General features: G+C 59.4%; 8 protein-coding genes and 3 riboswitches. Of the genes, 4 read left to right on the top strand and 4 right to left on the bottom strand.

The genetic code is table 11. The annotated features are described in order from the left end of the window. Positions 1–33: 33 nt before the first annotated feature. Positions 34–1,614, bottom strand: a complete 1,581-nt coding sequence (locus FHS83_RS02135; protein ID WP_167080420.1) for an amidase — start codon at positions 1,612–1,614, stop codon at positions 34–36. Between the two features lie 93 nt (positions 1,615–1,707). Then, a riboswitch (glycine riboswitch) is annotated at positions 1,708–1,796 on the top strand. After that, positions 1,797–1,870, top strand: a riboswitch (glycine riboswitch). Positions 1,871–1,901: 31 nt separating this feature from the next. Here FHS83_RS02135 and FHS83_RS02130 point away from each other — a divergent pair. The 4 genes from FHS83_RS02130 to FHS83_RS02115 all read left to right on the top strand — a co-directional run bounded on the left by FHS83_RS02130 (position 1,902) and on the right by FHS83_RS02115 (position 11,287). Continuing rightward, positions 1,902–3,284 (top strand): L-serine ammonia-lyase, encoded by a 1,383-nt coding sequence (locus FHS83_RS02130; protein WP_167080418.1) that lies wholly within the window; start codon positions 1,902–1,904, stop codon positions 3,282–3,284. A 69-nt stretch (positions 3,285–3,353) separates the two neighbouring features. Continuing rightward, positions 3,354–6,575: a S41 family peptidase gene (locus FHS83_RS02125; protein WP_167080416.1), complete on the top strand. Its 3,222-nt coding sequence runs from the start codon at positions 3,354–3,356 to the stop codon at positions 6,573–6,575. A 12-nt stretch (positions 6,576–6,587) separates the two neighbouring features. Beyond that, positions 6,588–7,688, top strand: coding sequence for a M14 family metallopeptidase (locus FHS83_RS02120; RefSeq protein WP_167080414.1), 1,101 nt, complete (start codon positions 6,588–6,590; stop codon positions 7,686–7,688). Between the two features lie 353 nt (positions 7,689–8,041). Continuing rightward, a riboswitch (glycine riboswitch) is annotated at positions 8,042–8,127 on the top strand. 304 nt (positions 8,128–8,431) lie between these two features. Next, positions 8,432–11,287, top strand: a complete 2,856-nt coding sequence (locus tag FHS83_RS02115) for a TonB-dependent receptor domain-containing protein (protein WP_167080412.1) — start codon at positions 8,432–8,434, stop codon at positions 11,285–11,287. A gap of 54 nt (positions 11,288–11,341) precedes the next feature. Here FHS83_RS02115 and FHS83_RS02110 read toward each other — a convergent pair whose 3' ends face one another. The 3 genes from FHS83_RS02110 to FHS83_RS02100 are packed head-to-tail and all read right to left on the bottom strand — an operon-like array spanning position 11,342 to position 14,473. Beyond that, positions 11,342–12,025 carry a TetR/AcrR family transcriptional regulator gene (locus FHS83_RS02110; protein ID WP_167080410.1) on the bottom strand — a complete coding sequence of 228 codons (684 nt, stop codon included), beginning with the start codon at positions 12,023–12,025 and terminating at the stop codon, positions 11,342–11,344. 22 nt (positions 12,026–12,047) lie between these two features. Continuing rightward, entirely contained in the window at positions 12,048–12,902 is an 855-nt protein-coding gene (locus FHS83_RS02105; RefSeq protein ID WP_167080408.1) for a universal stress protein, read from the bottom strand. Between the two features lie 23 nt (positions 12,903–12,925). Beyond that, entirely contained in the window at positions 12,926–14,473 is a 1,548-nt protein-coding gene (locus tag FHS83_RS02100; RefSeq protein ID WP_208414185.1) for a DHA2 family efflux MFS transporter permease subunit, read from the bottom strand. Between the last annotated feature and the right edge of the window lie 2 nt (positions 14,474–14,475).

Raw genomic sequence — 14,475 nt, 5'->3', positions numbered from 1 at the left:
CTTTGCCAATGGCTGGCTGATTGGATGGCGTTTCTACTTATCCGTGCCGGGGGCGGCTTCGAGCGGGTCGAGCCCATACGGCGGTTTGCGCCAATGGGTGTGCTGCTCATAGCTATACGCAAGGCCATAGAGGCGGCCCTCGTCGAAGCGCCGTCCAAGCATTTGCAAACCTACCGGCAGGCCATCCGTGAACCCTGCGGGTACGGTGATCGCGGGCATGCCGGTGGCGGGCGAGATCAGCTGCGAGTTATCGCCTTTGTATTGGCTGGTGGCGTTTTCCTGCGCTGGCGGTGGGAAACGCCAGGTGGGATAGATCAGCGCGTCGAGTTCGGCGCCATCCATCGCCGCTTCCACATCCTTCAGGAAAGCAGCTCGGCCTGGATGATCCAGCATATAGGGGCAGGTCGTGCCGGGGTCGGATTTGGAATTCTTCAGAAAGCGTTTGAAGTCGTATTCGTTTTGCGGCGCGTAAAGCCCAGCCTGATACACGCTTTCCACGTCCTTTACCTTGGAGGGGGAATGCGCCTTGGCGAGTGTGGTGTTCACGTCAAACGCGAAGCGCGAACAATAATACCCGTCGTTGAGATGAATCTTGAGATTGGGAATTTCCACCGCTTCGACAATCGTGGCCCCTGCGGCTTTAAGCTCTTCGATGGCGCGGTTGAAGGTGGCCAGCACTTTGGGATCGGTGTCCTCCACCGGCGCCAGGGCGCGCAACACACCGATCCGCGCGCTCTTCAAGGCGTCCCGTTTGAGGAATTTTATGTACTCAACCTTGGCGCGGGCAGCTGGATTTTGGGTGATCGAATCCGCGCCATCTTCACCGCTGATGATGCTCAGAATGCGGGCATTGTCTTCCACGCTGCGGGTCATGGGGCCTGCGGTATCGCGATCAAGCTCCAAGGGGATGATACCGCTGCGGCTGACAAGGCCGAGGCTTGGGCGCATGCCAACCAGGCTCGTAAAGGATGATGGTCCGCGTACGGAATTTCCGGTGTCGGTGCCAAGCCCTGCCAAGCCGAAGCTCGCCGCTATACCGCTGGCCGTTCCCCCTGATGAACCTGCGGGCGTACGCGCGCGGTCATAGGCGTTGGCGGTAACGCCATAGGACGAACTCACCGTATTGCGCGGGCTGAAGGCCCATTCGGCCATATTGGTCTTGGCAAGAATGATTGCGCCGGCCGCTTTCAGGCGCTGAATGATCGCTGCATCCTGGGCCGGAAAATTATCGAGCAGCGCTTTTGATCCGGCGCTGGTGGGAAAGCCGACCGTATCGATATTGTCTTTGACCAGAAGCGGTACGCAGAAGAGCGGCTTCGTATTGCGCAAGCTTTGCGGCTCTTCATCCAGCTTGCGCGCATCCTCCAAAGCAGCCTGATTGATCAGGGCGATGGTGTTCAGCTTAAGCGGCTTGTCATATGCCTCAATTCTGCGCAGGTACGCTTTAACTACACGCACGCAAGTTGTGCGCTTTTCGGCGATGGCGTGTTGAATGTCTTGGATGCGCCCTTCGGTCACCAGGGCGTCGGTATTCATTGCTGCTTCTGCGGCCCGCGCGCCAAAGATGCTTAAGCTCACATAAACGGCCACGCTGGCGATCTGGCGAAGCGTCATCAACTCACGATCCTTTTATAGGCGTGATGAAAAACAGAGCGTCCTTGCGTTGCACCACCGATTGACAAAAAATACAAGCACGGCAATATCGCGACCGCTGACGTGGGAGAGACCGGTGTAAGCCCGGCGCCGAAGGAGCAACCGCCCCGGAAACTCTCAGGCAAAAGGACCACGCAGCAAAGAGACTTCTGAAAAGTGGCGCCTCAGCGTCCGCCGACGGGATAACGATCTCAGGCAAACAGACAGAAGGGGCACGACATGCTGATCATCAGCAAAGGGGCGTGCATATGAGTGTTGTACCGGCCGATCCGAAACTGTGCCCGCCGCTCAGTGTGGTGGATCTGTTCACCATCGGCATAGGGCCATCAAGTTCCCATACCGTTGGTCCGATGCGTGCGGCTTGTGCTTTCGCGGTGATGGCGCTGGAAAAAGGCACGCCGACCGGCATTCTCTGTGAGCTTTATGGCTCGCTCGCCCTCACCGGAAAAGGCCATGGCACCGATATCGCGGTGATGCTGGGGCTCGGTGGCTGGCTGCCGGAAAAAGTGGATCCCGCCGCCACGCCGCAGATGATCGCGCATATAAGGGAAGTAAACACGCTGCTTTTGGGCGGTAAGGCCGAGATCGCTTTCGATCCTTCCAAGGATATCAAGTTTCACAAAGGCAAGTTTTTACCGGGTCATGCCAATGCGGTGCGCTTCACCGCGCGCTATGCTGATCGTTCCGAGGTTGCGCAGACCTACTTCTCTATCGGCGGGGGAGCGATCCTCGCTAAGGGGCAGGCGCCGGTGGTGTCCAATGCCACCGTGAAATATCCCTTCACCTCAGGCGCCGAGCTGCTCGCCATCGGGCGTGAGCATTTGCTTTCGATCGCCGACATCGTGTGGGCGAATGAGGAAACCTGGCGCGCCAAAAGCGAGACGGTGGAGTTCATCGATTCCGTGCGTGCCGCGATGATGGCCTCTATCGATGCAGGCTGCCGCGCGGAAGGCGAGCTGCCGGGCGGCTTGAAAGTGCGCCGCCGCGCCAAGGCGCTGCATTTGAAGCTTCTGGCGCGCGGGCCACGCACCGAGCCGTCGCAGGTATTCGAATGGGTCAGCCTCTATGCGCTTTGCGTGAACGAAGAGAACGCGGCGGGCGGGCGTGTGGTCACTGCGCCAACCAATGGGGCAGCCGGTATTCTGCCCGCCGTGCTCAAATATTATGAGACCTTCATCGGCACCGCGACGGCGGAAGGCTCGCGCACTTTTCTAATGGCTGCGTCCGCCATCGGCTTTCTCTATCGCTCGCGCGCCTCCATTTCCGCCGCCGAGATGGGCTGTCAGGGTGAGGTTGGGGTGGCCTGTTCCATGGCGGCCGCTGGGCTTGCCGCGGCACTTGGCGGAACGAATGAGCAGATCGAAAACGCCGCCGAAATCGGCATGGAACATAATCTCGGCCTGACTTGCGATCCGATTGGCGGGCTGGTGCAAATTCCTTGTATCGAGCGCAACACCATGGGGGCGGTGAAAGCGATCAACGCGGCCTATTTGGCATTGCAAGGCGATGGCAAGCACATCGTCTCTCTGGATGCGGTGATCGAAACTATGCGCCAGACCGGTAACGACATGCGCTCGAAATATAAAGAGACCAGCCTTGGCGGTCTCGCCGTCAACGTCGTGGAGTGCTGATTTAGAGGCGTTTTCGCGAATATTGCCGATCCGAACATTGTGCCAACGACATTTATCGAAAGACACGCCATGCGCCGAATGCTTTCCCTCTTGGCTCTTTTGTCCGTCACTGGCACCGCCAATGCCGCCGCGCCGAAATACCTGCATTTCCCGGATGTGTATGGCGACAAGGTCGTCTTTTCTTATGCTGGTGATCTTTGGCTCTCGAGTACCAAGGGCGGCAAGGCGGTGCGTCTCACCTCAGGCGCTGGCGCCGAGCTTTTCGCGAAATTCTCGCCGGATGGAAAATGGATCGCTTTCACCGGCCAATATGGCGGTGATGAGCAGGTCTATGTCATTCCGGCAGAAGGCGGCGCGCCGCGTCAGTTGACTTTCCAGCCTTCCATGGGGCCGCTCGATCCGCGCCAAGGCTATGACAACCGCGTCAATGGCTGGACGCCGGATGGAAAATCGGTGCTCTTCCGGTCCTTGCGCGATCAGCCCGGGCCGATTGACGGGCGGCTTTACACCGTTGCGCTCAGCGATGGCAAAGTCATCGCGCTGCCGATGTATCGCGCGGGCAAGGGTGTCTATGCGCCGGATGGAAAGAGCCTCTTGTTCTCGACGCTCTCCACCGATTTTCGTACCTGGAAGCATTACGAAGGCGGGCTCGTCCAGCATCAGTACATCCTGGATTTCGGCACCAAGAAGCTGACCCAGCTTCAGAACAACAAGCGCTCCGATACCGATGGTGTCTGGAACAGCCGCGGTATCTTCTTCCTGTCAGAACGCGATGGAAGGGCGAACCTCTATCGCTACGATCCCGCTACCTCAGCCGCCACCGCTGTAACGCACTTTACCGACGCCGATGCGAAATTTGCCAGCGGCGACGCGGCCGGAAAGATCGTCTTCGAGCTCGAAGGGGCCATCCATCTTTATGACGCGACCACCGGCACGGAAACTGCGCTGAATATTGACGTGCCTGCCGAAGATACGCTGGTCCGCCCGCATGTGGTCAATGTTTCGCGCCAGATCGAGCAATCGGCGCTGTCGCCGAAGGGCCAGCGCGTGCTGTTCGTCGCGCGCGGCGATATCTTTGTCAAAACAACCGCGGAAGACGGCGCGGTGTTGAACCTGACCCACAGCTCCAACGCGCATGAGCGCGAGGCTGCCTGGTCGCCCGATGGCAACTCGATTGCGTTCGTCTCGGATGCCAGCGGCGAGGAAGAAATCTGGACGGTGGATGCAAGCGGAACTGCGCCTGCGCACCAGCTCACCCATGGCAGAAAAACCCGCTATTACGAGCCAAAATGGTCGCCCGATGGGCGCAAACTCGCGGTGATGGATGATCGCGGCAATCTCGTGATGGTGGATCGCGCCAGCGGTGCCAAAACCGTCATCGGTACTACCAAGGCCTGGTATGCGCGCCAATATGAATGGTCGCCGGATAGCCGCTATCTCGCTTATGCGCAGATTCAGCCCAGCGACATGATGGCGATCCAGATTTGGGATTCGTCCAGCAACAAGACCGAGCTCGTCACCGATCCGCAATATAGCTCTTTCCAGCCCGCCTGGTCGCCGGATGGCAATTATCTCTGGTTCCTCTCGGTGCGCGACGTCAATCTGCAGATCGCCGAGACGGAATGGAATTTCGCGGCCAACAAGCAGACGCGTGTGTTTGCCTTGGCCCTGCAGGAGAACGCGCCGCCGCTCTTTTCCGCGCCCAGCGGCAACGAAGAGGCACAAAAGGATAAGCAAGCCAAAGCCGCGCCGATCGAGTTCAAGGGGCTCGCCCAGCGTCTGATCCGCGCCCCGTTGGAGCCAGACAATTATACCGATCTCTCCGTTGGCAAGGGTCAGCTGTTCTATCGCGTCACCGACGAGGTCTATTTCGGCAATTGGGATGCCAACGGCACGCTCTACAGCTATGATCTGAGTACGAAGAAGGCGAAGAAGCTGAAGGAGGGCGCCAGTTTCTATTCGGCGAACCTCACCAATACCGACTTCCTGGTGCGCGATGACAAGCGGGTCTATTCGGTGGTTCACCTGAATGGCGATCCCGATAAGATCGATATCTCGTCGCTTTCGGCGCTGGTCTATCCGCGCCAGGAATGGGCGGAGGCTTATGAAGAAGCTTGGCGGCGCTATCGCGAGTTCTTCTACGATCCCAAAATGCACGGCCGCGATTGGGCCGCGATTGGCGCCCATTATCGCGCCCAGCTGCCCGGCATCGGCAACCGGATGGATCTGAATTATCTCATTGGCGAGATGATTGCGGAGCTGGGCGTGGGCCATGCCTATGTCACCGGCGGTGCAGAGGACACGCCGGACAGGCCCAGAACCGGACTGCTTGGCGCGCGCTTTGCGTTTGACGAGACCCGGCAACAATGGGTCTTTACTCATATTCTGGAAGGCGATAACGCCGATCCGACCTATCGCTCGCCGCTCACGGCGTTTGGCACAGAGGTGAAGGCTCGCGAAGCCCTTCTCGCCATTGATGGTCAGCCGGTTGGTGCGGAGGTCAATCCTTACACCTTGTTGGCAGGCAAGGCCGAACGCACGGTGGAGATCCTGGTCGGTGATGCGGCCGGAAAAACCAGGAAAATCCGCATTAAAACGCTTTCCAATGAAGCGGCGCTGATGCGGTTTGAGCGCAGTGCCATCGCGCGGCGCACGGTGGATAAGCTTTCGGGCGGCACCATCGGCTATGTGCATCTTGCCGATATGGGGCCGACCGGGCTTCGCGAATTCGTCAAGGATTGGTTCGGCCAGATCCGCAAAGACGGCATCATTGTCGATATTCGCGGCAATCAGGGCGGTCAGGTCTCGCGTATCGTGTTGGAGCGTCTGATCCGCCAGGCCTATACGCGCGGCTACATCATGGGCCTGCAAATCCCGCAGACCTATCCTTGGGGCGGCTATACCCAGGCCTTCACGGGCGAGATCGATATGCTCGCCAATGAAACCACCATGTCCGATGGCGATACCATGTCCTGGACCTTCAAGCAGACCGGGCGTGGCCGCTTGATCGGTAAGCGCACCTGGGGCGGGGTGATCGGCATTGGCGATACCGGCTCGCTAATTGATGGCGGCACCATCTATGTGCCGCAATATGCGCTCGCCGGTCCCAATGGCGAATGGATCGTGGAAGGCGAGGGCGTCTCGCCGGATATCGAAGTCGATAACGACCAGCCCTATCTGATGGATGGCCGTGACGCGCAGCTCGAAACCGCGGTGAAGGATTTGCAGTCCCGCATCAAAGGTCATCCCGGCACGCTGCAGCCGCCCAAACCTGTTCCGCCTAAGCCGTAAGGATCGCCCGATATGCAAGCGCTTCACCTCTCCAGCGATTTCGAAGGCGGTAATGGCAAGCTCATCGCCCTCACGCCCAACGGGGCCGAGATCGAGATTGCCAAAGACAAGGACGCGCCCTGGTCGCAATGGTTCTATGTGAAGCTCACCGGCGGTGCGGGGCAGGAACGGGTACTCACCATCCGCAACGCGCATGCGACGACCTATTCTGAAGGCTGGCCGGGCTATCGCGCTTTTGTCAGTGAGGATGGCGAGGCCTGGCTACGCGCCACCACGCGCTATGAAGACGGCGCGCTCGTCATCCGTTACACCGCGCAAAGCGAAACTCTTTGGTTTGCCTATTTTGTCCCCTATACAGTGGCGCGCCTGGAGGCGTTGCTGGAAGATGCACGCGGGGCAGGCGCATCGTTGCGTGTTCTCGGCAAATCCCATGAAGACCGGCCGATCCATTGCGTCAGCCTCGGGCAGGGCGAAACACCGGTATGGATCGTCGCCCGCCAGCACCCGGGCGAAACCATGGCGAGTTGGTGGGTGGAGGGTTTCCTGCGCCGCCTCGTTTCCGCCGATCCTTTGGCGCAAAAACTCCTGCGCGAAATGAGCTTCCATATCGTGCCGCTCGCGAATATCGACGGGGCGGTGCGCGGGCATCTGCGCGGCAGCGCGTCTGGGCTCGACCTCAACCGGCAATGGGCGCAGCCCGATCCGGTCCTGGCGCCGGAGATTGCCGCCATTCTGCGCGCGATGGAGGAGATGGGTTGCGCGGCGTTGGTCGATGTGCATGGCGACGAAACCATTCCTCATATCTTCACCGATGGTGATCCTGAAGCCTCGCCTGAACGCAGTGCGGGCCTCGCGCGTTTCAACGCCGCGCTGCTGAAGGAGAATCCGGCCTTCCAGGTTGCTGTTGGGTATGATGCGAGTTATGCGGGAAGTGGCGCGCCGGGTATGTGCGCCAGAGCCATAGGCAGGCGTTTTGATGCGGTCGGGCTCACGCTGGAGATGCCCTTCAAGGATGCGGAGGAGATCCCCGCTGCTGCGCCGTGCTGGTCGCATGAAGGCGCGATGCGTCTCGGGCACGATAGCCTCGCAGCCATTGCGGCCATTTTCGGCTAGTGGTTTCCTGAAATAGACGCAGTACATACAAATCGCGCATGCGGTGATGATGGTGCGTTGCTGCGCCAGGCTTCCTACCGGAAGAGGAGCTTTGCGTGCGCATCAACTTATCCCTGCAGAAATCGAATGCAGTCACATGCATGTAAGAAAATTTTTTCACATCGCTGAGACAGATCACTGCATCTCCTTCAGGCACAGCCCTCGCCGTAAATACTGTATTCGGCTGAGATGAATTCGTGCATGCCTTTTGCGTGTGCAGGTGCAGCTGCAGAACTGCACGAAGCATCACCATTGCTCGCGCGCTCGCTCCGTTGACAGCATCTTTCAGCGATGGTGCAGTTGGCTTACCAAATTTGACCTGTATGGGAGAGATTGGTTCGCCAGCGCCGAAGGAGCAACCGCCTCGGAAACTCTCAGGCAAAAGAACCGTACAGGTTTAGTACAATCTGGAAAGAGATCCCGGGTGCAAGCCTTTTGGGGTCCGCCGACGGGGTCATACTCTCAGGCAAAAAGACAGATGAGGCGCCCCAATGAGCGATAGCTCAGGAAGAAAGGCGCATATGGCAAACAGAAAACCCTGAACCTTCGCGCAGCACGTCTGCGGTCAAGATAACGAAATCAGGCTCTCCATCATCGGAGGGCACCGGTGCCGTATTGCCTGATGGCGCGCGGCTCAGAACTGTCCGGCGGTGCGGTATGCACCTCGGCCAGGTACGGAAACTCGTACTCTACGGGGGAATAATATGCAGTATAGAACACGATTGCTTTCCACAACTGGCCTTATGGTGCTTGTCTCTATGGGCAGCGCGGTCGCCAACACGGCCGATACATCGAGCCAGGTGGAGAGTGTGGTCATCACCGGCTCGCGCCTGGTGCAGACGAATTTGTCTTCGCCGGTCCCAGTGTCGAGCGTGATCTCGACCGATATCGAAGCGGCGGGTGTCGAGAACATCTCCTCGCTCCTGCGTCAGATGCCGGTCATCGGTAACGGCCTCAACGGCTCCAACAGTCAAGGCCAGGCCACCAATGTCGGCCTTAATCTTATCAGCTTGCGCAATCTTGGCGTCAACCGCACGCTCACCCTGGTTGATGGGCATCGCCAGGTCGCGGCGACCCCGGGCTCGGCTGCTATCGATTTGAACACCATTCCGGCGGCGCTGGTGGATCGCGTTGAAATCGTCACCGGCGGCACCTCGGCGGTCTATGGCGCCGATGCGGTCAGCGGCGTGGTCAACGTCATCCTGAAAAAGGACTTCGAAGGTTTCCAAGCCCGTCTGCATAGCGGCATCACCGCTTATGGCGATGGCGCCACCTTGGGCGCGGAAGTGACTATGGGCACTAATGTCGCGCAGAACCGCGGCAATTTGGTGATGGATTTCCTTTACGACCGCACCAATGGCGTCAAGGCCACGGCGCGCGATTATGGTGTCAGCGGCTTCAATTATATCCGCAACCCCGCCAACACCGGTAATAATGACGGCATTCCGAACAACATCCAGCGCCCCAACATCCGCTTCAATGGCGCGTCGGCGAATGGCTATTTCTGCCTTTCCAGCTGTTATAATTTCACCGGCGATGCCAAAGGCGTTACGCCTTATAACAATGGCGCCATCGGCAATATGAACGGCCGCTCGATCGGCGGCGATGGCGGCTTCTACGAGCAGTACGACAATCTCTCTCTGCCACTCGAACGTTTCGCGCTGATGTCGAAATTCACCTATCACGTCGCCGATAACGTCGATTTCTTCTTCTCGGGCCGCTATGTCAAAACCAAGGTGACCTCGTCCTGGCAGCCTCCGGAAAGCCCGTTCGCGGGCGGGGCCAATCCGGTCTTCTCCATCGACAATCCCTATCTGCCGGCCTCGGTCGTCTCGCTGATGACCAACGCGGGCGTGACCAGCACCCAGTTCTGGACCAATGACGATAATTTCGGCCAGCGTACCTCCAAGGCCGATCGCAATATGCAGAGCTATACCTTCGGCATCGAAGGCAAAGTCTTCTCGGACTGGTCCTATCAGCTTTACGGCTCATACGGCGATAACATCCAATCCACCCGCCTGCTCAATGGTCGCGATTTCACGCGCTATAATCAGGCCATTGATGTGGTGATGCTGAATGGCGCACCCGCTTGCCGCAGCGCCACCGCGCGTGCCGCGGGTTGTTTGCCGCTCAATGAATTCGGCGTCGGCAATGCCAACCCCGCAGCCGTCGATTGGGTTCGCGCAAACGACATCTATCAATCCTCGACTCGCCAGCTCGATGCGGGCGCGAGCTTGACGGGCTCGCTCTTCACCCTGCCTGCGGGCACGGTGGATACTGCCATCGGTGTCGAGTTCCGTCAGGATAGCGGGCGCACCCAGCCATCCTGGACACTGCAGACTACCGACATTAACTATCCGCGCGAAAGCCCGGTGTCCGGCCATGTCGGCGTGTCCGAAGGCTATGGTGAAGTGCGCGTGCCGATCGTCAAAGACCTGTTCCTGGTTAACGACCTGACGGTGCAGGGCGCCATCCGCTATTCCAGCTACAATAATAACGGCGGGCATCTGTCGTGGAATGCGGGCGGTACGTATAGCCCGATTTCCTCCTTGCGCTTCCGCGCTATGCGTTCGCTCTCGGTGCGTGCGCCAAATATCACCGAGCTTTTCTCGCCGGTGAATCAGAACTTCACCTTCGCGCAGGATCCTTGCGATACCAGCGTGATCAACCAATCGGCCAATCGCGCGGCCAATTGCGCCGCGCTGGGCGTTCCGGCCGGTTACGTCTCGCCGCAGAATGGCGCGACGCTTCCGGGCACCGTGGGCGGCAATCCTGCGCTGAAGCCGGAAACTTCCAACACCTGGACTTTGGGCGCGGCCTTCACGCCGGATTTCCTGCCCGGTTTCACCGCTACGCTGGACTATTTCAACATCAAGATCAGCGATGCCATTGGCACCATCCCGATCCAGTCGCTGCTTAATAACTGCGTCGATCTTCCGGGACCGGTTACGGGCAATGTCTATTGTGCCCAGATCACCCGCGCCGCGAACCACACCATCACCAATGTTGCGGCGACCCAGCTTAATGTCGGCCGTCTCTCCACCAGCGGCTTTGACTTCAATGCCAACTATAATTTCGATCTGGCCGATATCTACTCGTCGGCGCCGGGCCGTCTGTCTTTGGGCCTGACGGCGACCTATCTCGATAAGCTGCGTCAGCTTACCGATGCCAAGAACCCCGCCACCGAGCTTAAGCTCGAAGGGACCTTGGGCGTGCCGAAGTGGAATATGCTCGGCAGCGCGACCTATACACTCGACAATTTCTCCTTCACCTGGCGCGCGCATTTCATCGGCAGCACCTTCATCGAAGGCAGCATGTCCAGCGCGGCCCCGCCGCCGCCGGACGCCTATGACATGCCGAATACGGGTGCCAAGGTGTTCAACGATATCTCGCTGGACTACGCCTATTCCAGCGACCTCGATATCCGCTTCAATGTCGACAACATCTTCAATACCCTGCCGCCGACCCGCGGCAACAATATCCACCAGGGCATTTATGGCGCGTCGATCTATCCGAACCTCGGAACGACCTTCGGCTTGACGATCATCAATCAGTTCTAAGCCAATAAAAAAGGGGCGGCTCAAAAGGCCGCCCCCATTTTCATTCAGCTTCTGTCAGGCACGTCCGCCGCCTTGCAGCCCTTGCAGGATAATGGCGCGCTGCTGGCCCATCAGGCTTCGGGGATCCGGGCATTCGCGTTCTGCAAAATCGAAAGTCGAACGCCATATCAGCGACTGCAGGGCTGGTGCTAGGCAGAGCAGGGCAGCTGCTTCCGGCTGAACCGCCGTAATCACGCCCGCCTCGGCCCCGCGCTGCATCAGCGTGGTGATGCGCGACAAGAGCCGGTCGATCACCTCTGTACGCCAGAACTGCGCCAATTCGGGGAAGTTGCGCGCTTCAGCGGTAATGATGCGCCCGAGGGCGAGCGCTTCATCGGTCAATACCATCTCGGTCACCACATCAAAGCAGTGGGTGATGGCTCGCACGACATCATCGCCATCGTCTTCAAGGCTATTGAATTTTTCGGCGAGCTTGTCGGCGATATGCTCACGCACCAGCGCGTTGAAGAGATCTTCCTTGTTGCGGAAGTAAAGATAGATCGTGCCCTTGGTGATGCCGGCCAGCGCGGCAATATCGGCCATGGTGGCGGCGGCATAGCCTTTTTGCGCGAAGATGGTCAGCGCTGCCTTGGAGATTTCCTCCGGGCGGGCGTGTTTGCGGCGGCGCCATTTCTGCTGCGGAGCAGTTTCGGCAGGCATGGGAATGGTGGAGGTGGTGGGAAGGATTTGCATGGTCATGGGAGCCTCGAATCTAGAAGAGTTAATGCGCGATCAGCGTGGCACAGCGAGGATGCAGAAGAAGATCGTGGGTGACACCGCCCAGCGTCCATTCCCGCATGCGCGAGTGGCCATAAGCGCCTGCCACGATAAGTCCGCAGGCTGAGCTGCCGATCAGGGCGGCTATCTCCTGTGCGTCTGTGGCGTTGGCGATTTCGACATGGCCTTCAGCTTTGATGGCTTTGCGGCGTAGCCACTGGCACACATCATCGACATTGCTTTGCGCCTTTGGCGCGGCACCAGGCGGAACAATCTCGGCGACGATCACGCGTCCGGCGAGCCTCAGAAGAGGCAGGGCCGATGAAATGGCTAGGCGGCTTTCGCGGCTGTCCCGCCAAGCCACCAGCACCGTACTAAGATCGAGCGATTTGAGTCCGCGCGGCAGAAGCAATTCCGGGCGCCCCAAATTCATGATCAGATCGCCCGGGTTGGCGCGGCGATACATGCTGGCATAGGAACCATCCGCGAAGGGGTGGGTGATGACGATATCTGCCGCGCGGGCGTTCTTTGCCAGCCAGTCGGTGGCAGAGGCGTGGGTCACCTTGGAACGCCACTCCAAGGGATCGGCCTTGCCGTTGAGCGCCTCAAAGAACGCGGCCTTGGCCTTGGCGATGCGCTTCTCGGCGTGCTCGCGCTCATCGTCGATGAGCTGTTGCGGGCTGGAAAGGCCGCCCATCCCGGCGACAGTCACCGCGACATCGGTTGCCAGCTCATAGACCGCCGCACCGATTACTGCGGCATTCATCTGCAGCGCCAGCGCGCCGGTAATCGCCAGCAGATCGGCGTCGTCACCGTTGCAGCTCAGATTGACCATCAGCGTCGATTGTTCCTGGGGCATATTCCTATTCCTTGTTCTAGTCTTCAGTGCATCATCGGCTTTTCGCCAGTACGTTCCGGTGGTTTGGGCGCCAGCCATACGGCGGCCGCCGCGAGAAGATTGAGCCCGGCCAGCATCAGGAAGGTGTTGTTGGTGGCCTGCATCACGCTTTGTCCATTGACGATCTGGTTAAGGACGCCGCGTGCGGTCTCCGTGCCCATTCCCGCGTTCTCGGCCATATCCATGAAGCCTTGCGGATTGTGCAGCACTGCGGAGAGATTGGCATGGCTTGAGGGGATCAGGTTGTTCCACAGCGCCACCACGGCAGCGGTCGCAATCGCACCCGAAAGGGTTCGGATGAAGTTGAACTGTCCGGCACCCGAGGCGATGTCTTTCTCCTTCAGCGCGATGGTGGACATGTCCATCAAGGGGATCATGGTCATGATCATGCCAGCGCCGAAGACGAGCTGTGGCCACATCAGCTGCCAGAAGGTGATCTGGTCGTTGTAGCTGACGCGCATCGTGGACGAAACGGCGGTGATAAGAAGGCCAATACAGGCCACGGCGCGTGGGCCGATCTTGGTCATAAGATTGGTGGCGATAGGTGCAAAGCCCACCATGGTGACACCCGACAGGGCGGCGTTATACCCGGCCCAGGTGGCGGTATAGCCCATCGCGGTTTGCAGCCACAGCGGCACCAGCACAATGGTGCCGAACATCGCGCCGAAGGCCAGCGCCGTCACCATCATGGTCACCGAGAAGATGCGGTTGGAGAAGACGTTAAGGGCCACGACTGGGCGCTTATCGGTGGTCTCCCAGATCACGAAGGCGAGGAAGCCGATCACCGTGACAATGAGCAGTTCCACGATCATGGAGGAGTTGAACCAGTCCTGGTCCTGGCCGTTGCCCAGCATGATTTGCAAGGCGCCAACCCACAGCACCAGGAAGCCAAGACCGACATAATCCACTTTCGCTTTTTCCGTCGCCTGCTCGTGTTGGGAAAGCACGCGCCACGCCACAAAGCCGATCAGGAAGGCGAGCGGCAGCTTGAAGTGGAAGGCCCACTGCCAGCCCCAATGATCCGAGATCAACCCGCCGAGAACCGGGCCGGCCACTGGTGCCAGCACGGTGCCCATCGACCAGGCCGCCAGCGCGGCGACACGATTTTTTTCGGGAACGATCTTCAACAGCAGGGTCTGCGAAATCGGGATCAGCGGCCCGCCGCAAATGCCCAGCGCCACGCGGAAGGCGATCAGCATGCCGAGCGAGGTGGCAAGGCCGCAGAGAAGCGAGAAGATGCCGAAGCCGAAAATCCCGGCCACGAACACCTTCACCGGTCCGAAACGGCCTGCCAGCCAGCCGGTCAGCGGCACCATGATGGCTTCGGCAACGGCATAGGCGGTCGTCACCCAGGTGCCGTTGCTCGAGGAAACCGCAAGGCTGCCCGCGATATCGGGCACCAGAACGTTGGCAATGGTGGTGTCCAGCACCGCCAGGAAGTTGCCCATGGAAAGGACAAGCACGATGGCGGCAACTTCCATGCCGCTGAGTTCGCGCTTAGGTGTCCCGATAGCGATAGCCGCACTGCTCACGA

Source organism: Rhizomicrobium palustre (assembly GCF_011761565.1).
Classification (GTDB): domain Bacteria; phylum Pseudomonadota; class Alphaproteobacteria; order Micropepsales; family Micropepsaceae; genus Rhizomicrobium; species Rhizomicrobium palustre.
Note: the sequence above shows the minus strand (reverse complement) of the source record. Positions and strands in the feature narration are given on the sequence as shown.

Bases quoted from the DNA above. Each gene is read 5' to 3' on its own strand.
- FHS83_RS02120 (WP_167080414.1), top strand. From the start codon at position 6,588: ATGCAAGCGCTTCACCTCTCCAGCGATTTCGAAGGCGGTAATGGCAAG.
- FHS83_RS02110 (WP_167080410.1), bottom strand. From the start codon at position 12,025: ATGACCATGCAAATCCTTCCCACCACCTCCACCATTCCCATGCCTGCC.
- FHS83_RS02105 (WP_167080408.1), bottom strand. From the start codon at position 12,902: ATGCCCCAGGAACAATCGACGCTGATGGTCAATCTGAGCTGCAACGGT.
- FHS83_RS02115 (WP_167080412.1), top strand. From the start codon at position 8,432: ATGCAGTATAGAACACGATTGCTTTCCACAACTGGCCTTATGGTGCTT.
- FHS83_RS02135 (WP_167080420.1), bottom strand. From the start codon at position 1,614: ATGACGCTTCGCCAGATCGCCAGCGTGGCCGTTTATGTGAGCTTAAGC.
- FHS83_RS02125 (WP_167080416.1), top strand. From the start codon at position 3,354: ATGCGCCGAATGCTTTCCCTCTTGGCTCTTTTGTCCGTCACTGGCACC.
- FHS83_RS02130 (WP_167080418.1), top strand. From the start codon at position 1,902: ATGAGTGTTGTACCGGCCGATCCGAAACTGTGCCCGCCGCTCAGTGTG.